The sequence below is a fragment of the Mucilaginibacter daejeonensis genome (assembly GCF_020783335.1).
Taxonomy (GTDB): domain Bacteria; phylum Bacteroidota; class Bacteroidia; order Sphingobacteriales; family Sphingobacteriaceae; genus Mucilaginibacter; species Mucilaginibacter daejeonensis.
On record NZ_CP086068.1, the window covers coordinates 2,317,682 to 2,336,215 of the forward strand.

An 18,534-nucleotide genomic window follows, 5' to 3' on the forward strand; every position below is an offset into this window, starting at 1 on the left:
CGCACATTTCAGTCAACGGAGGTGTGCTTTAAAGCTTACCCAAGCGCAAAGCATTGGTGTTTAGCTGGGTAAACGTACGATCACCACTTTTACATCAATAAGGGTCAACATCCGCCTGAATGATACAGCCTTTGCTTAATTTGGTGGTATTGAACTGTAAGATAATGTCTTTGATCACCGCTTTCACCTTTACGATCGATATACCGTCCTTCTCGAACTTAAGCATGATCGACCGGATGTAGTAATTGCGTATACGGCTGATCAGCGGCACTTCAGGACCGATCACGCGATCGCCAAAGTGTTTGCGCAACTCAGTGGCCAGGTATTCGGCCTGCAGGTAAAGCTTCTCCGGTTCTTTATGCTTGATGTCGAGATTAATCATGCGGTAGAATGGCGGATACTTAAAACCCTTGCGTTCCTCGATCTCGGTCAGGTATAACTCCTTGTAATCGTTACGGATCACCTGATCGATTACCCGGTGGTGCGGGTTATAGGTCTGGATCACTACCTTTCCTTGTTTACCCCTGCGGCCTGCCCTGCCGCTCACCTGAGCCAGCATCTGGAAGCTGCGTTCGTTAGCACGATAATCAGGGTATTTGAGCAGGCTATCGGCATTGATGATACCGATCACCGTTACGTCCGAAAAATCGAGCCCTTTGGCCACCATCTGTGTACCTACCAGTATGTCGATACGCTTCTCCTCCAGGTCATTCAGCAGGTTCTGGAATGAGTTTCGTGCTCGGGTGGTATCAAGGTCCATACGCGCAATGCGGGCATCAGGCAACAGCACCTGTAGTTCGTCCTCTATCTTTTCAGTACCAAATCCCTTGTATTCCAAATGTGTGGAACCACAAGCCGGGCAAATGGTCAGGGTCTCTTCCTTGTAACCACAGTAATGGCAATGCAGATTACCGCTGCTTTTGTGGTAAGTCAAACTCACATCGCAATTGATACAAACCGGCGTAAAGGCACAAACCCGGCAGATGAGCACCGGTGCATAACCTCTACGGTTTTGGAACAGGATCACCTGCTCTTTATTTTCAAGTGCCTGTTCTATGTCTCTCATCAGTACGCTGGTAAAGTGCGAGGTCATGGTCTTGCGCTTCGTCTCCTCGGTGATACTTACCACCTCGGTATCAGGCATGCTCACGCCGCCAAATCGCTCTAATAACTCTACTAAGCCGAACTTACCTGTGCGGGCATTAAAGTAAGATTCAAATGATGGTGTGGCCGAACCTAATAGCACCTTAGCACCGTAACGGCCCGATAGATAGATGGCGGCATCGCGTGCGTTGTAGCGTGGCGCAGGATCAAATTGTTTGTAAGAGCTTTCATGCTCCTCATCCACCACGATCAGTCCAAGCTCATCAAAAGGCAGGAACACGGCCGACCGCGCTCCTAAAACCACTTTGTATTCGTGGTTAAGTACCTTTTGCCAAACCTCTACCCTTTCATTATCACTAAAGCGAGAATGGTAAACACCTATATCGTTCCCAAAATACTTGCGCAGCCGTTCGATGGCATGCGTGGTCAAAGCGATCTCGGGCAGCAGATAAAGTACTTGTTTACCTGAATAAAGGGCTTCTTCAATAAGGCGGATGTAGATCTCTGTCTTACCCGATGAGGTGACGCCATGCAGCAACACCACCTCCTTTTCAGTGAACTGCTGCTTTACTTCCTGTAAAGCATGTTGCTGTAATTCACTTAATTGAAAGTTAGCCACATTGTCGAACTCCTCAAAGTAAAGCCGGCTCACATTGCGCTCCTCGATGATCAGTACTTCCTTATCGGCCAGTGCTTTTATAGTAGCGGCACTCACGCCGCTGGCTTCCATCAATTCGTTCCTGGAGATCATTGGCCGTTCGCGGCTCAGCTTCATGTAGGCCAGTATGGCATCAGCTTGTTTGGGTGCGCGGCGTTCCAGGTCGGCAAATAGTTCGCGGCGCATCTCGGGCTCATCATATAGTGAATTGAGCCTGATGTAGGCACGCTTACGGGGCTTGTAACGCTCGCTTACCTCTTCAGAGATGTGGATGATATTTTTATCGAACATGGACCGCAGCACCGGCATCACGATCTTTTGGCCCAGCAGTTTCACGATGTCGCTCACCGAAAGCACTGGTTGTATGTCCAGCGCATCAACGATCAGGTATTCCTTATCATGCAGTCCTGACCGGTCAATATTACCATCGGGGTTCAGCATGATCTTGGTCTCGCTGGCCAGTTTTAATGCGGCCGGTAAAGCCGCGGCCATCACCTCGCCGGTGTTGCACAGGTAATAGTCGGCCAGCCATTTCCAAAACTCTAACTGGCGGGTGGTCACCACGGGCTTGTCGTCCAATACATCGAGCAGGTATTTGGCCTCGTACTTTTCAGGTGCATCGGTGGTCACCCGATCGATCACCGCGGTGTACATTTTGCTTTTGCCAAATTGCACCACCACTCTTTTGCCGGGCGCAACGGCCTCGTTCAGCTCATATGGCACGCGATAGGTGTAGTTGCGCGCTATGGCCAACGGCAAGATCACCTCTACAAATAACGTAAGGCGGTCATGATGGTGGGTATCTGCAAATTCGAGCATCTTATTTTTGTTTCCATGCGGCCAATGCCAGGGTAACCCAGCCGCCAATGAACAACAAACCTCCTATCGGGGTGATCGGTCCCAGTACGCGCAACCAGCTCCAACCCAATATAGAACTGCATGATAGCAGGTACAAAGAGCCCGAAAAGAATAAGATACCCAGCGTGAACAACCAGTAACTGGCATAGGTTAGCCCGGTAGTTACCCGTCCAAAAGTGGCCAGGAACAACAAGGCGAGCACATGATAGAAATGATATTGCACCGCCGTACCCCAAACCTGCAGTTGCTGAGGCTCCAGTTTGGCCTTGAGGCCGTGGGCACCGAAAGCGCCGGTGATCACCGCAAGCGCACCGAGCAATGCAGCGGTAATAACGATCTTTTTATTCATGACAGATATATAGTTCGCTAAAGTAATCAATTGCAAGTATTCCTTTATCGGCACACATCAAAGATCTACATTTGCCAAACCCTGTTATATATGAAACGACTCATCATCATCACCGTCATTTTGATCGCCGCCACCGTGATGGTGACCGTTACTTACTTTAAGAACCTGAACCCACCTGGGCTGCAAACCACCAAGGTGATCAATGCCATACCCCCAAGCGCGGCGCTGATCTTTGAGTTCAATAACGAGGCAAGTTTTTATGATGCGTATGACAAGAATCAATTGTTCGCTACCATTACCGGTGCGGCCAAGATGCGTGAGCTACATACTTTACGTAAAGCACTGCTCAATAACGAGCTGATCCGCCAGTTCTATGATGAGCAGGATGTATTCATCTCCCTGCATGCCTCACCCGGCGACAGTTTAGAATACCTGATCACCGTTGCGGCCAAAACGCCGGTAGCCAAACAGATCGGTGTGATCGGGATCAAACAAATGGACGTGGCCGGTAAAAAAGGGTTCAGCTTTCATGTAGACACTTTGCAAAAGGACCTTTACCTGGCCGAAAAGGGAAACAATATATGGATGGCCAGTTTCTCGAAACCGTTGCTGGAAGAAGGGCTGAATTACAAGCCGCAGGATAAGGACCCGATATTTGAGGTGTTCCCTGATCAGCAACATGCCACTACGCTGGCCACCCTTTACATCAATTACACAAACGCCGGCGAACTGGTCAAACAGTTCTACCGCCGTGATAACGTGGAGCTATGGTCGGGCTTGAGCACCTTGCCGGCCACATCGGCGCTAAGCCTTAATTTTAAAAGTGATGCCTTCATGTTCAGCGGGTTCACCCAACCGTTGAAGGGTGCGCCCGGAAGCTACCTCGAACTGTTCAAGACCATGAAGCCTGTAGAGATGCATTTGAAGGACCTTTTCCCGCTCACCACCGCATATAGCACCAGCTACGGCTTTGATAACGTGGAACATTTTATTAAAGCGCTGCACCAGTGGCAGCACCGGGTAGGTTTTGATAAGGATAAGAAAGCGCTGTTCGGCCGTATCAAGCAAGAGACCGGCGTGCAACTGGACAAAGAATTTGACCTACTGCTCGACAATGAGTTCGCGGTACTCACCACCCGCTTTCAAGAAAAGCTGGCCATCATCAAAATGAAGAACGGCGCATCCTTACGCCCGTTCCTGTTCAACGTAAGCAACATGACCACCGATAATATTGGCCAGTTCAAGTACGATCAGATCCCGCTATTCCTGATCGGTGACGCCCTGGTGCCTTTCCGCAGGCCATACTTCACCGTTATCGATAATTACCTGGTATTAGGTACTACCCAGCGTGAGGTGAGCAATTTCAGCGAGAATTACTTTAACAATGAGTTCCTAAGCAAGCGTGCGCCTTTTATCGCATTCAATGATCTGTTGCCCCAGCGCAGCAATATCAATTACTTCATCCACTTTAAAAACGCTGGCTACGTGTTCAAACGACTGTTAAAGCCCGACGCTTATAAAGCCTATGAGCGCAGTCCGGGCTTGAGCGATCACTATGCAGGTGCTTATCAACTGGCCGCATCCGATAAAGAATTTTACACTAATTTTTGCATCCAGCTTAACCAGCCCGATAGCACGTTGGCCAAATAGCGTAACCGTTTTTTTACAAAAAATAGCGTTAGGTAACGATAAAAGCATATCTTGGGGCGTCTTATATGCTTTGATAACGATATCATTATCGCTTAATGAACAAACTGCTTTTAACCCTTCTGATGGTCGTTGCAAGCGCCTCGGCATTTGCGCAGCGGTTCTCACAATATAACACCGGCACCCTTTTCGAGTCGTTCGAAAACCCGTCGGCATCGGCTTTTATCCCTGATTCGAGCCGCCAGTTCGCCTTTAGTTTGCTTCCCAACCTGGGCGGTAACGTCACCTTGCAAGGCAACGTTCAACGCACGCTCAAATCAAGGCTATTCCTGGGGAGTTATGACAATTCGAACATCACTGCAGGAATGCGTTCGCCCAATATCATGTTCGCTAATGTGAATGCCTACATCGGGATGTTCAAAATGTTCACCAGCCTTAGCGGTAAGCAGGAAGTGGGCGTTTCGTACCAGATCAAAGGCACCGGCACTGGCAATGTTACCGATGAAAGTGTTGCGATATACAATGGTTTGGGTGCTTTTCCGGCCAATAACTATAATAATATCTTCAATAGCAACGCTTTTTACGAGTCGTACCACCAGTTCAGTGTGACCTATAAAGAAAAGGTGACGCACAACTTTAGCTTTGGTGCAAAGATGAGTTTGCTGTCAGGCATCGCATATAATAAATTATATGTGACAAGATCAGCGCTGAGCGTGATCGATCGCGTCAATGGCGTGGCCGACCTCAGCTTGGCGGGGTTCTTCCAAAGTAATTATGTGTTAGGACAATTTGGCAAGCGCGATCTGCTGCCTAACTTTAAAAGTCCGGGTCTTGCGGGTAGCTTGGGTGCCACAGTGATCGCTCCGGCAGGCATCATCGTTCAAGGTAACTTGAAGGATATCGGTTTTATTCGTTGGGGAAGCGGCTTCACCAACTATAGCTTTAACGCCACCCGCCGCATGTACAACCTAAACACCGCGCAGCGTGAAGATGCAGTGAACGATGCCATTACCGGCCTGATCGAAACCAAACCGACCACCAAGGCCGACTACAAACCCATCGTTGGCCGGGCAGAATTGTCGGTAGCGAAAAAATTCATGTTGGGCGATGGCATCAGCTATCTGCCTACCGCCATCGTGTCTAAGAACGTATTTTTACAGGGTACCGCAGCAGCACTGACCAACAATGTACAGTTCGGGATATTGGGCATAGGCGTGAACGGGATACTGCATGAGAACAAGCTTTTTGACCTGGGCTTACAGGCCATGATCAAGACACCTAATGTGGAGATATTTGTGGGAAGTGAGCAGGTAAGCCGGTCGGCGAACCTATTGAGCGCTAATGGCGGGAACGTAAGCGCGGTGAACAAGGATATGTCGTTCTCAGGAGCGAACGTTTACTTTGGCTTCTCGTTCAAATTCGGCAAAAAGATCGAACGCTGGAGAGGCGAAAGCTACTGGCCTAACGGTCATGAGCAAGGCCCACTGGGCAAGTGGTGGAACCGCAACGTATCGCAATAATGAAGTGCTTGGTCAGGCTTTTTTACCGGCGATAAAGTCTTTCAAGTAGAATGGCTCGTAATAGGCCACATCCTCGAATTCCTTAGCTTCTAATTTTTGCAGGGCCCGTCTGGTCAGGAAAGTGGCCGAGTTGATCAGCTCGGTATCGAACAGCGCATTTGGATGTTTACCCAACACTTCGCGACACTTGGCAGCGCCATCGCCAAAGAATAATATCTTGTGACGCTCGAGTACCTCGGTAAAGCTGTGCTCATCTATGATCTGCGCCGAAGTGGGTTCTACTCGGTCGCCCTGAGCGTCGAATAAAGCCGTATAGACCTCCATCCTACGCGCATCGATCATTGGGCAAAGCCACACATTTTGTTCCGGTGCGTGAGCGATCATACCATCGACCATGGCTTGCAAGGTCTCTACAGCGATCAGGGGCTTGTCTAATGCATAACACAATCCTTTGGCAGTAGATACACCTATCCGCAATCCGGTGTACGATCCGGGGCCGCTGCTTACGGCTATGGCGTCAAGGTCGGCATAGGTCAGGCCTGCTGTCTTAAAAACTTCTTCAATAAAAACGGTGATCACCTCGGCGTGTATGTTGCGCTCGTTAAGTTCACGAACGGCGATCACCTGGCCGTCGCGTGTCAAGGCCACCGAGCATGCGGTGGTAGCGGTCTCTATTTGAAGTAGTAAACTCATAACTATCAGGGTACGGGGTCATGGCCATGGCCTCCCCAGGGGTTGCACCGGCCAATGCGTTTTAAGGTTAACCAGCCTCCTTTGAAGGGGCCGTACTTTTTGATGGCCTCCACCCCATACTGGGAGCAGGTGGGCGTATAACGGCATTGGGCACCCAGCAAAGGCGACAACAGCTTTTGATAAAGCCGGATGAGCAGCACGAACAGCCCACCAATGGCCTTATTGATCAGCTTTAGCATGGCTGGCGTTTACCTGTTCACACAATTGCCCCATTAGCCTGATCATCTTTTTGTCCATAAAGGCCATGTCGTTGATCTCTTTACCTATGTAAGCCACTGATAGGATCAGCTGACCAGCATTTGCGGCTAAAGGGGTGTAAAGCAGTTCCTGTTTATGCAGTCGATAGGCCTCACGGGTACGGCGCTTGATCAGGTTGCGGTCCACCGCGCGTTTGAAACGCTTTTTGGCCGCCGTGATCACCACTTGCACCTGTGCTGGTAGCGGTTGAGGCGCGGGCATCCACATCACACGGTATGGGTAACACAAAAAGGAAGAACCGCTACGAAAAAGCTCATCAATGAGCCTTTTATTACATAGCTTCTCTTCCTTTTTAAAAGTGTACATATTGCTTAACTGGTATACCGGTAATATCAAATAACGGCACCAACTCCGTCATTGCGGAGCAAGCAACCTGTATTATGCTTTGTGACGACGCTCGTCAGATACTGACAATCTTTTTCTGCCTTTGGCTCTTCTTGCAGCTAAAACCCTACGGCCATTAGCAGTTGCCATACGCTCACGGAAACCGTGTTTGTTCCTTCTTTTACGCTGAGATGGCTGGAATGTTCTTTTCATGATCGTTATGTTGTATTCGTTATTCCTTATTTAAAACGGAGTGCAAATTTAGCGTTTTTATTTAAGTTTTCAAATATCACAAATACTATTTTCATACCATCGTATAAAATGTATATTACCCATCAAAACCGCATCTATGAAACGCCTGCTGCTTGTAATGATACTTTGCTCTCCACTTTTGCTGACGGCGCAAAGTTATAAGATATATGATACTACCAGGCAAAAAGAGATCACCACCGATGAGGTAGTGGCCTTGATGGACAAGGCCGACGTGCTCTTCTATGGCGAGGAGCACAACGACTCTGTAGGACATAAACTGGAGTTAGAGCTTTTCAGCAAGTTGGTGCAGCGTTATCCTGCTAAAGCGATCTTGTCGTTAGAGATGTTCGAGACCGATACCCAACCTGTGCTGAACGAATACCTTGCCGGATTGATAAGAGAAAAGAATCTGGTGAATGATGCCCGTGCCTGGAACAATTATAAAGACTATCGCCCTATGGTAGAGCTGGCCAAGGAAAAGCACATCCCAGTGATCGCGGCCAATGCCCCCGGTCGTTATACTAACCGTGTTACGCGACTTGGACTTGCCGGTCTGCAGCAACTGGACGCTACTGCCAAAGGATGGCTGGCGCCACTACCTATCGATACAGCTACCGGCGCATACTATCAAAAGTTCGTGCAGATCATGGGCGGGCACGGTGCAATGGGTGGCATGCAGATCTACCAATCGCAAAACCTGTGGGATGCCACCATGGCCTATAGCATTGCCAAATACTTGAAGGCTCATGCAGGCAGTAAGATCATGCAGGTGAACGGCAGTTTCCACAGTGAAGACAAATTAGGTGCAGCGGCACAACTAAAAAAGTACGCGCCCGCTGCACGTATGATCAATATAGCCACCTACGCGGTCAGCGACCTAAAACAGGTTGGCTGGAGCAAGTACAGTAAGGACAACGACATCATTATCTTGACCGACGCCCAACTGCCCCGAAGTTTCTGATCTTACTTTCTGGCTAACAGGTCGCGAATCTCGGTCAGTAATACCTCTTCTTTCGTGGGTGGTGGTACTACGGTCGGCGCTACAGCTTCTTTCTTCTTGAATTGATTGATAGCTTTGATGAATAAGAACAGAGCAAAGGCCACAATAATGAACGAGATCACCTGTGACACGAAATTGCCATACTTGATCGCAGTGCCGGGTATCACCAATTGACTTAGGTTGGTCAAGTTGGCTGCCTTTAGGGCCGGGGTAAGTATAGCCGGGGTGATAATATCATCGACCAGCGAGCTAACGATCTTACCAAATGCTCCACCTATCACAACTGCAACGGCAAGGTCAAGTACGTTGCCTTTTACGGCAAATTCTTTAAATTCTTTAATAAATGACATAAGCTAAAAGATTGAGTATCGAGCTAATTTAATATTAAACATGGCACAATAAAAATGTTTGTTGTTCATTGAAACAAAAAATGCCGTATCGCATTAACCTTAAACTATACAGATCTTACTTTTTGTTTAATAGCGCCTTTCGTGTATTTTTGGCGGACCATTTCCTATGTTAAAACAGAATCTTCAGCAAAAACTCTTACAAAAGTTATCGCCTCAGCAAATACAGTTCATTAAACTGTTGCAGGTGCCTACCGTATCATTAGATACCCGGATCAAAGAAGAACTGGAAGAGAACCCCGCGCTGGAAGACCTAAGTTTGACCAACATGAGCGAACCCGAGGAGCAATACCCGGACCGCGACCCTGATGACGATTATTCATCAGACCATGAAGAAAGCAACGACTTTGACGAGTTCAACATCGATGATTACCTGCAGGATGACAACCTGAACGATTACGGCTCACGTTACGACCAGAACGGCGACGATGAAGAGGACCGCAAGGAAATGCCGATCGCTATCCAGAGTTCGTTCTTCGAAAATTTGCAGGCTCAGCTTGACCTGGTGCCTTTAAGTGATAAAGATTTTCGCATCGGTCAGCAGATCATTGGCAGTTTGGATGACGATGGTTACCTGCGCCGCCCGATCATGTCATTGACGGACGACCTTGCTTTTTCGCAAAATGTTTTTGCGGAGGATGAAGAAGTTGAGGAAATGCTGAAGCTGATTCAAACCTTTGATCCTCCGGGCGTTGGTGCGCGTAGCTTGCAGGAATGTTTGCTGATCCAACTGCGCCGTAAGGATGCTACCGACCCGATCATCAAGAAAGCGATACTGGTGGTCGAAAATTATCTGGAAGAGTTTACCCGTAAGCATTACGACAAATTGGAGCGTGCACTGAGCATGAATTCAATAGAGCTACGCGGAGTAGTGAACGAGATCTTAAAATTGAACCCCAAACCGGGGGATTCGAACGAGGTGAATACCAAGCAACAGCAGGTAATTCCAGACTTCCATATCACCAATAACGACGGCACCCTTATACTGACCCTCAATGCCAAGAATGCGCCCGAACTGCGCGTAAGCCGCTCCTACCAGGAAATGTTCGAGCATTATGACAAGGCCTCTCAACGCGACAAAAAGATGAAAGAGGCGGTCCAGTTCGTAAAACAAAAATTGGACTCAGCCAAGTGGTTCATCGATGCGATCAAGCAGCGCCAGCAAACCCTGCTCAAGACCATGAACGCGATCATGCAGTATCAGTATGAGTTCTTCTTAACGGGTGACGAAAAGAACCTTCGCCCAATGATCTTGAAGGACATCGCCGATCGCATCAATATGGATATCTCTACCGTATCGCGCGTGGCCAACTCTAAGTACGTGCAAACTGAGTTCGGTACGTTCCTGCTCAAATCATTCTTTAGCGAGGCCATCCAGACCGAGAGCGGCGAAGAAGTGTCTAACAAGGAAGTAAAGAAGATACTGGAAGAATGCATAGGCGGCGAGGACAAGCGTCACCCACTGGCTGACGAAAAGCTTACGGACATCCTGAAAGAGCGTGGTTACAACATAGCCCGCCGTACCGTAGCCAAATACCGTGAGCAAATGAACATTCCGGTGGCACGTTTGCGTAAAGAGCTTTAACGATAGCTGCATATCGGTTCTTAGTTCAATTTTTTTCTTTTGCATACTGCGCATGCAGTTCGCTAAATGGAGGTGCCTTTGTTGTGACCACGTTAGCGTATAAACACGTGTATGTGTGAGGTATAAAAACTAAACCGCGCGGTTGAAGTTATATGCTCATCACCACTACTGTATTTGCACACACATTACACATTACCGATACATGGAATCCAAACAACTATTATCTGACGATCCGGCTATTTTAAAGAAACACTTCGTACATCACCTGAACAGGGTGTATTACGGTAAACGGTATCTGTACTCCAACCTGCCCAAGCTTATCGATCGCTCATCCTTTAAAAGACTACAGCAAGGCATAAAGGAGGTTTGGGAAGATGTAGGCCGACAGATCGAACGTATAGAAAAGATCTATGAGCTTATTAAAGCGGAGCCCGACAAAGAGAACTGCGTGCCGATCATCGCCGTGTTCGAGGATGCCTTTGATCCTCAGGATTACCATACCGAAGATTGCATGTTGAATGACATCGATACTATTTTGTACCTGCAATTACTCGAACACGTGAACATCACCTCGTACCGCATGCTCAAAATGCTGGCAAAACGTTTGGATCATACCGAGGTACAACAACTATTGCAGGAATGCTACGATGAATCAAAAGAAGATGATCACCTTTTCCAAATGATCACTGATGAATATGTAGGCCGTTCCTAAACGGTCCCTGAAAATAATAAAGCCCCGACCGAATTGGCCAGGGCTTTATTATTTTACGAAGCTGATCAGTTGCTTATGAATGCTGGATAGCGTTGTTCACGTCATCGGCCTGATCTTTAAAGCGATCTTTACCTTCTTCATATTTATCAGTGGCATATGATTCAGCCTGATCTTTGTAATCAGCGGCTGCGCCAACGGCATCATTCCATTTTGATTTGGCTTTTTCGGCTACCGAATTACCATATTCTTTTACGTTAGAAGCTGTCGACTGTGCTTTATCTTTAGCTCTGTCAACAAGGTCATTTACGTAATCGGCAATATCTTCTCTCAGTTCCGAACCACTTTCCGGAGCCAGTAATAAGCCGATCGCTGCACCGGCGGCAGCGCCCACTAAAAGTGCTGCGATAACTTTAGTTTGATCTTTCATGCTCGTTCAATTTGTAGATGATTATACATTCCATAACGTTAGAGCAACGTTTGTGTTTGAAAAACATTAAAAAGTTTTAAAGGTCAACTGGTTACGCAGATCAGGCTTGGTCGGTACTGATCGGTAAGGTAAAATGGAAGGCAGCTCCTTTGTTCTTTTCGCTCAATACCCAAACGCGGCCGTTATGGCGTTTCACGATCTCGGCCACTACGTACAAGCCAATGCCAAACCCGGAGAAGGTCTGTTCGTTGCGTCCCTCAACCCGGTAAAAGCGGTCGAATATCTTAGCTTGTTCGGTGGTATCGATGCCGATCCCGTAATCACGAACGATAACGGTCACCTCCCTTTCGCTGATCTCCACATCCACATCTACCCTATCGCTCTCGGGCGAGTACTTGATCGCGTTGGTCAAAAAGTTGGTCACCACCTGGGCTATGCGGTCACGATCGGCGTAAATACTGATCGTAGGCGGTAAGCCGCTATAAATGATATCGTGCTGTGACGAGGTATGCTGAACCTCATCTACGGTCTCCTTGATCAGGTCGTGCAATGTGAACACCTCGCTATTCAGGCTCAAGCGGCCACTTTCCATTTTTGATACATCGAGCAGATCAGTGATCAGGCGGGTGAGCTTGTTGATCTGCTTGTTCACGGTAGAAAGTGAGCGCATCAGGAACTCATCATGCTCGCGCTTGGCGTAAATGGTGAGCAATAGTTGAACGTACGCCTTGATCGATGTGATCGGCGTTTTCAGCTCATGGCTGGCCATTCCTATAAAATCGTTCTTGACCTGCTCATGCTCCTTCATTTCAGTAATATCCATCCCCGAACCTATATAGCCTTCAAAAACATTGTCGTCGGTAAAACGCGGTATGCCTTTCATGCCTATCCAGCGGTAATCACCGTCTGAGTGCCGCATCCGGTACTCCATATAGAACTCCTGCCGGTTCTCGAACGCCTCCTCGTAGGTATTCAGTACCATGTCATGGTCCAACGGGTGCATCAGGTCACTTTGCAGGTAACCATTATCTGCAAGCAAATGCGGAACGCTGGCAAAGCTTGTCCAGTTCTTATTCAGGAAGGTGATACGTTTATTAGCGCCGGTCATCCAGATCAGCACCGGGGCCGAATCGGCTATATCCCTGAAACGCCGCTCGCTTTCCTGTAATGACCGCTCGTAGCTTTTACGCTCGGTGATATCCATACACGAACCTACGTAACCGGCAAATTCCCCCGATGATAGGTAGCGTGGCTTACCCGTAGCGGCCACCCACTGCACACCGCCATCGGCCCGTACCACCCTAAAGTCGAGCTGAAAGGTGTTCTTGACGGTCAGCTCCCTAATAAAGGTGCTGATCACGCGGTCTCGGTCCTCTGGCATCACGTATTCGATCCACCCGCGGCCCATATGATCTTCGTAAGGATGGCCTGTCCATTGCACCCAGGTGTGATTCACAAAGGTCATGTTGCCTCGTTGATCCACGGTCCACAGGGCGGTACCGGCGGCATCGGTAATATCTTTAAATAGGAGTTGCTGTTCGATGGTGTGGCTACGGATCAATACACGGTCGGTCACATCAAAGCCAGATATGGTAACACCCGTTATGGCACCATCACGGTCAAGCAACGGCGAAAAATACAGGTCGTAAAACTTGGTGCTTCGCGATGACCGGTCCTTATGATCGGGATCATGAACCGGTAGCTCGTACAAGCGGGTGGTACGGCCACTGTGGTAGGCGGCCTCTATGTTGCGAAAGGTGCCCTCACCTAATTGAGGCCATGCTTGGCGCATAGGTAGTTCAAGCGCGTCGTGCCCTTTGAACAAGCGGCTGAATAGCGGGCTCATCCATACGCAAACGCCATTAGCTCCCCTTACTACGGCAGCTATGCCATCAGTATGCCCGAACAACTGCATAAGCGCAGCGTTGGCCTGGTAGAAACCACCGTAAAGATCGGTATGTTCAGTTTCAGGTAGCATAGGTCAGTTATATATACTAATTTCCTTTTTTAATTACATATTAACAAATAATATTTTTAGGTAAATTGCGCTAAACGACATCATTAACGCGGGTGTACTCCTAAAAGTGTTAAAAAAGGGTTATCCGCCGAATAAATTATTTTCAAATAGTTGTAGTTTTACCCTCTACTTGGACGTGCGCCGCTGTGAACTCTTGGGTTTTTACCTTGGTGCGAACGGATCTTGTTATCGAAAAAAGATCCGTTGTCCGGTATTAGTTGCCTGCTGGCTTTTTAAGTAAATGACGATTCAACAAGTAGATCTTACCAATTGCGACCGCGAACTCATCCACATACCAGGTAAGGTTCAGTCGCACGGATTTCTGGTGGCCATTGATGGCAGTTACGTGATCAATTATGTGAGCGAGAATCTATCGGAATACTTACCGATAGCCGCTCGCGATCTGTTAGGTAAGCCCGTAGCGGAACTGGAAGCTTTGATCCAGGTGGAGGAGATTGGCTTCATCACCCAAATGATCCAGTTGGGTAAGCACGCCAAAAGCTTTGAGACCATAAACCCCTACCATGTAGATATACATGAGGAAGGTTACAACCTGATCATATCGCAGTCGGGCCCTAATTTTCTACTTGAATTTGAGCCGGTGAGCACCGACACCGAAGTCGATATACAGAAGACCATTGGCCGCTCGGTTACCGAGATGCTGACGGGGCGCCAGCTTAAGCATTTGCTTGAGAATGCCGCCGAGCAGATCAAGACGCTGATCGGTTATGACCGTATCATGATCTACAAGTTCCTGGATGACGGGCATGGTGAAGTGATCGCCGAGGTAAAGGAAGACCACCTTGAACCTTTTTTAGGCTTGCACTACCCAGCTACCGACATTCCGCAGCAGGCTCGCGAGCTTTACAAGATCAACCTGACCCGCATCATCACTGATGTGAACAAGGAAGATTCCCGTATCATCACCTTAGCTGATGACGGAGAGGCTAAACCACTCGACCTGACCCACTCGGCACTGCGTGCGGTATCCCCCATACACATTCAATATTTGAAGAATATGGGTGTTGCCTCGAGCTTCAGTATCTCCTTATTATACCGTGACCAGCTGTGGGGTTTGATCGCTTGTCATAGCTATTCGCCACGCTTTATCAATTTCAAGGCGCGCGAGGCATCCAAGCTGATCGGTCAGATCATTTCATCGGCGCTTGAATATAAGCAAGACGAGGAGAACACTGCAAAGAGCAACGAATACAAAACGGCTTTAGAAGTATTGGCCAGCACCTTGAACAAGGGTGGCAATATTGCCGATGCCATCACCAAAGGTGTCATCACCGTACAGAACGTTACGGATGCCACCGGTGTTGTCGTATTTTACGAGGACCAGTTACTTAAATTGGGCAGTACGCCCGGCGATGATGAGCTTAAAGCTTTAGCCGATTGGTTAAAGCAAAACATGGCCGACAAGTTATACCACACGCATCAATTGCCTGAGGTGTATCAACCGGCTCGCGCTTACAGTGCCGTAGCTAGCGGTTTGTTGGCCATCAGCCTGTCTAAAGAGATGGGCGAAATGATCGTATGGTTCAAGCCGGAGCAGATCACCACCATCAATTGGGCGGGTGACCCTAATAAGCCGGCCGAGTTAAATGCCAATGGCAGCTTGTCGCTTTCGCCCCGCCGGTCTTTCGACGTATGGTCGCAAACGGTCAAACACACTTCAGAGCGCTGGACCCGTGAAGAGATCACTTCGGCCCTCAAGCTGCGCGAGGACGTGGTATTTGCCATTAACCGCCAGGCCAACGAGATCCGTACGCTGAACGAAAAGCTTAAACAGGCTTACGAGGAATTGGATACCTTCAGTTTTACGGTGTCGCACGATCTGCGCACACCGCTATCGACCATCAAAAATTATTCGGAACTGTTGCTGGAATCGAATACCAGTTTGGATGATGATGCACGACGCATTTTAAATAAGATCATTGGTGGTGCCGACAAGCTCAACTTCCTGATCAAGGAAGTATTGAATTACTCTCGTGTGGGCCGTGCCGAGCTTCATAGCATGGACATCGACATGAAGCAATTGCTTAACGAGCTTAAAGGCGACCTTTCCATCGCATTCAAATTGCCTGATCTGGAGTTCAAAATTGGGGACACTCCGACCATTAATGGCGACAGGACCATGATCACGCAGGTTTTCCTGAATTTACTCAATAATGCTATAAAATACTCGGCCCGTTCAAATCCTCCTACCGTTTCGGTAGAAGGCCGTGAGTACAATAACGAGGTCATTTACATCATTAAAGATAATGGCGTTGGTATAGATGTAAATTATTTTAACCGTATATTTGACCTGTTCAAACGTATGGACAACGTGCGCGACTACGAAGGCACTGGTGTTGGCTTAGCCATTGTGAAAAGGATAATTGAAAAGCACAACGCCCGCATATGGGTGGAGAGTGAATTAGGTGTTGGCACGATATTTTATATAGCTTTTAGAAAAACCGACAATGGGCGCTCCTGATATATTATATGTTGAGGACAACGAAGACTTTATCGACGTTGTTGAGCGGGCCATGGGGCAGATCGATGGTAATACCACCATACATACCATAGAGGACGGAGCCCTGGCTTTGACCACCTTGGAAAAACTGATCGAGAACCGGGTAAAACCACGCCTGATCATCATTGACCTTAATTTACCGGGCCTTTCAGGCCTCGACCTTTTGCGCAAGATCAAAGAGACCCCTGCCCTGCGCTATGTGCCGGCGGTAATGTTCTCCACTTCTGATAATCCTAAGGATGTACGCACCTCACTCGAGTTTGGTGCAAATGCTTATGTGACCAAGCCGATGGGCTACAATAACCTGGTCAAATGCCTCAGCTCGATGCATGATTTTTGGCTTAAGACCACAGCTCCACTTATCTGATGTTTGCAAACAACTTCATTATTTCGGAGGTTGTTGGTTCATGAAAAATAAGCTTATCCTTTTCGTAGCTTTATTATGCAGCGCTTGTAGCGCACGCAAACAACCTGCTGCCGATTGCCAGGTAAGCCCATGTACCATGGAGTTTAAATTGATCACCGCACAGCTGATCAGCACCTCGGGCACCGAGATCAAGTTCAAGTCGTATAAGATCATTGATGTGGCCACCGGTAAGGAGGTCAACAACAGATCTGAGCTCCCTAACACACAGGAGAATACTACTGTTTTAGTGATCGCCGACGACAGCCAACTGCGCAAACTGGCAGACAAAGGCACTGATCTTCAGTTGCAGATCACTCTCAATGATGACAAGATCATCAAGGCCAACTACAAAATATCAGGTGGAAAATGTGCCTGCCACGTCTCCAAGCTGGAAGGGCCAGACCAGGTGGATATCGACGGAATGTAAGCGGTAGACCTTATCGGCCGCTATATTTGCTTTTTCAATTTTTTCCATGACCACGATACCGCACAAACTTAACTCTCGAAAAGATGAGATCGCTACAAGCTTTATGGCTTTGGTAGATCAGCATATGGAGGAGTTGATGGCTGGCAAGGCTAAGCGCCGAATGTCGGCAGTTGATTTTGCCGGGCTTTTGTTCATCGCTCCGCGACATCTGACCAATACACTGAAGGCAGCATTGGGTCATTCGCCATGCGATGTGATGGAGAACCGTATACTGAATGAAGCGATCAAGCTGTTGAATGAGACCGATCTTTCGGTGGCCGATATCGCATACAAATTTGGCTACCAAGAGCCCACCAACTTTATTAAATTCTTTAAAGGCATGAATGGAGTAACTCCTTTACAATATCGTAAAGGCCAAAAGCTCGCCTCTTGAAAATACTGACGTCTGCATCATTTTTTTGACCGTACCGCTCTCTACCTTTGTCAAAGTACAATAACCATAAACTAAAAACATCTTCAAAATGACAACATCTAATAAGATAGCCCTCGTGACCGGCGGTAGCCGCGGATTAGGTAAGAATATGGCGATCGCCATTGCAAAAAAAGGTCTGGACGTGATCTTGACCTATAACAGCAAGCAGGACGAAGCTGCAGAAGTGGTAAAAGAGATCGAAGCATTAGGTCAAAAAGCTGTTGCCTTACAACTGAACGTGGCCGATTCAAAAAGCTTTGACAGCTTTTACGGCCAGGTAAAACAAGCGCTGAAAGACACCTTTGGTACCGAGCACTTCCAGTACTTGGTGAATAATGCCGGTGTAGGCTTGCACGTGTCGTTCGCTGAGACCACCGAAGAGCAATTCGACAACCTGGTGAACATTCACCTTAAGGGCGTATTCTTCCTTACACAAAAGGCATTACCACTGTTGCAAGATGGCGGCGGTATAATTAACATATCGAGTGGGTTAGCGCGCTTCTCGTTCCCCAACGCTTCAGCTTATGGTACCATGAAAGGCGGTGTAGAAACACTGACCCGTTATATGGCCAAAGAACTGGGTAGCCGTGGCGTGCGCGCCAATGCAGTTGCGCCGGGCGCGATCGAGACCGACTTCAACGGGGGGGCCGTGCGCGACAATGCCGAACTGAATAAGGCCGTAGCTTCACAGACCGCCTTAGGCCGTGTAGGTTTACCAGATGACATTGGTGGTGTAGTAGCATTCTTATGCACCGACGAAGCCCGCTGGGTGAACGGACAACGGATCGAGGTATCAGGCGGCATGATGCTGTAAATAGCTGCTCTCCATTGAACAAA

General features: G+C 48.2%; 19 protein-coding genes. 10 read left to right on the forward strand and 9 right to left on the reverse strand.

Annotation, left to right across the window (positions count from 1 at the left end):
• Positions 1-94 precede the first annotated feature (94 nt).
• Both priA and LLH06_RS09730 read right to left on the reverse strand, forming a co-directional pair.
• Positions 95-2,581, reverse strand: coding sequence for a replication restart helicase PriA (gene priA / locus LLH06_RS09725; RefSeq protein WP_228173173.1), 2,487 nt, complete (start codon positions 2,579-2,581; stop codon positions 95-97).
• Position 2,582: 1 nt separating this feature from the next.
• Positions 2,583-2,969 (reverse strand): DUF423 domain-containing protein, encoded by a 387-nt coding sequence (locus LLH06_RS09730; RefSeq protein ID WP_228173174.1) that lies wholly within the window; start codon positions 2,967-2,969, stop codon positions 2,583-2,585.
• A gap of 90 nt (positions 2,970-3,059) precedes the next feature.
• On the opposite strand from LLH06_RS09730, the gene LLH06_RS09735 reads away from it, so the two are divergent.
• Both LLH06_RS09735 and LLH06_RS09740 read left to right on the forward strand, forming a co-directional pair.
• Positions 3,060-4,619 (forward strand): hypothetical protein, encoded by a 1,560-nt coding sequence (locus tag LLH06_RS09735; RefSeq protein ID WP_228173175.1) that lies wholly within the window; start codon positions 3,060-3,062, stop codon positions 4,617-4,619.
• Positions 4,620-4,714: 95 nt separating this feature from the next.
• Positions 4,715-6,136, forward strand: a complete 1,422-nt coding sequence (locus tag LLH06_RS09740; RefSeq protein ID WP_228173176.1) for a DUF5723 family protein — start codon at positions 4,715-4,717, stop codon at positions 6,134-6,136.
• A gap of 12 nt (positions 6,137-6,148) precedes the next feature.
• On the opposite strand, the gene tsaB is transcribed toward LLH06_RS09740, so the two are convergent.
• The 4 genes from tsaB to rpmH all read right to left on the reverse strand — a co-directional run bounded on the left by tsaB (position 6,149) and on the right by rpmH (position 7,684).
• Positions 6,149-6,829 carry a tRNA (adenosine(37)-N6)-threonylcarbamoyltransferase complex dimerization subunit type 1 TsaB gene (gene tsaB, locus LLH06_RS09745; protein ID WP_228173177.1) on the reverse strand — a complete coding sequence of 227 codons (681 nt, stop codon included), beginning with the start codon at positions 6,827-6,829 and terminating at the stop codon, positions 6,149-6,151.
• 5 nt (positions 6,830-6,834) lie between these two features.
• Complete coding sequence (gene yidD / locus LLH06_RS09750; protein WP_228173178.1) at positions 6,835-7,068, reverse strand: membrane protein insertion efficiency factor YidD; 234 nt, start codon at positions 7,066-7,068, stop codon at positions 6,835-6,837.
• The gene (locus tag LLH06_RS09755) at positions 7,049-7,453 is read right to left on the reverse strand and encodes a ribonuclease P protein component (RefSeq protein WP_228173179.1); all 405 of its coding nucleotides are present in this window, start codon (positions 7,451-7,453) and stop codon (positions 7,049-7,051) included. Before LLH06_RS09755 ends, yidD begins: the two co-directional genes overlap by 20 nt.
• A 72-nt stretch (positions 7,454-7,525) precedes the next feature.
• Complete coding sequence (gene rpmH, locus LLH06_RS09760; protein WP_157542256.1) at positions 7,526-7,684, reverse strand: 50S ribosomal protein L34; 159 nt, start codon at positions 7,682-7,684, stop codon at positions 7,526-7,528.
• 136 nt (positions 7,685-7,820) lie between these two features.
• Here rpmH and LLH06_RS09765 point away from each other — a divergent pair, with 136 nt between their 5' ends.
• The gene (locus tag LLH06_RS09765; RefSeq protein WP_228173180.1) at positions 7,821-8,684 is read left to right on the forward strand and encodes a ChaN family lipoprotein; all 864 of its coding nucleotides are present in this window, start codon (positions 7,821-7,823) and stop codon (positions 8,682-8,684) included.
• A gap of 2 nt (positions 8,685-8,686) precedes the next feature.
• Here LLH06_RS09765 and mscL read toward each other — a convergent pair whose 3' ends face one another.
• Positions 8,687-9,073 (reverse strand): large-conductance mechanosensitive channel protein MscL, encoded by a 387-nt coding sequence (mscL, locus tag LLH06_RS09770; protein WP_228173181.1) that lies wholly within the window; start codon positions 9,071-9,073, stop codon positions 8,687-8,689.
• A 166-nt stretch (positions 9,074-9,239) separates the two neighbouring features.
• Between mscL and rpoN the strand changes: the two genes are divergently transcribed.
• Both rpoN and LLH06_RS09780 read left to right on the forward strand, forming a co-directional pair.
• Entirely contained in the window at positions 9,240-10,715 is a 1,476-nt protein-coding gene (gene rpoN / locus LLH06_RS09775) for an RNA polymerase factor sigma-54 (RefSeq protein ID WP_228173182.1), read from the forward strand.
• A 202-nt stretch (positions 10,716-10,917) separates the two neighbouring features.
• A complete protein-coding gene (locus LLH06_RS09780) occupies positions 10,918-11,427 on the forward strand; it encodes a DUF892 family protein (RefSeq protein ID WP_228173183.1) in 510 nt (169 codons plus the stop codon).
• 73 nt (positions 11,428-11,500) lie between these two features.
• Here the strand turns inward: LLH06_RS09780 and LLH06_RS09785 are convergent, their stop codons facing one another.
• A complete protein-coding gene (locus LLH06_RS09785) occupies positions 11,501-11,854 on the reverse strand; it encodes a YtxH domain-containing protein (RefSeq protein WP_228173184.1) in 354 nt (117 codons plus the stop codon).
• Between the two features lie 100 nt (positions 11,855-11,954).
• Complete coding sequence (locus LLH06_RS09790; RefSeq protein WP_228173185.1) at positions 11,955-13,832, reverse strand: PAS domain-containing sensor histidine kinase; 1,878 nt, start codon at positions 13,830-13,832, stop codon at positions 11,955-11,957.
• Between the two features lie 280 nt (positions 13,833-14,112).
• On the opposite strand from LLH06_RS09790, the gene LLH06_RS09795 reads away from it, so the two are divergent.
• From LLH06_RS09795 to LLH06_RS09815, 5 genes are all read left to right on the forward strand, one after another.
• Positions 14,113-16,353, forward strand: a complete 2,241-nt coding sequence (locus LLH06_RS09795) for an ATP-binding protein (protein ID WP_228173186.1) — start codon at positions 14,113-14,115, stop codon at positions 16,351-16,353.
• Entirely contained in the window at positions 16,340-16,759 is a 420-nt protein-coding gene (locus tag LLH06_RS09800) for a response regulator (RefSeq protein ID WP_228173187.1), read from the forward strand. Before LLH06_RS09795 ends, LLH06_RS09800 begins: the two co-directional genes overlap by 14 nt.
• Positions 16,760-16,799: 40 nt before the next feature.
• Positions 16,800-17,225, forward strand: coding sequence for a PHD finger domain-containing protein (locus tag LLH06_RS09805; RefSeq protein WP_228173188.1), 426 nt, complete (start codon positions 16,800-16,802; stop codon positions 17,223-17,225).
• A 46-nt stretch (positions 17,226-17,271) separates the two neighbouring features.
• Positions 17,272-17,658, forward strand: coding sequence for a helix-turn-helix domain-containing protein (locus LLH06_RS09810; RefSeq protein WP_228173189.1), 387 nt, complete (start codon positions 17,272-17,274; stop codon positions 17,656-17,658).
• Between the two features lie 88 nt (positions 17,659-17,746).
• Positions 17,747-18,511, forward strand: coding sequence for an SDR family NAD(P)-dependent oxidoreductase (locus LLH06_RS09815; protein ID WP_228173190.1), 765 nt, complete (start codon positions 17,747-17,749; stop codon positions 18,509-18,511).
• Positions 18,512-18,534: the final 23 nt, after the last annotated feature.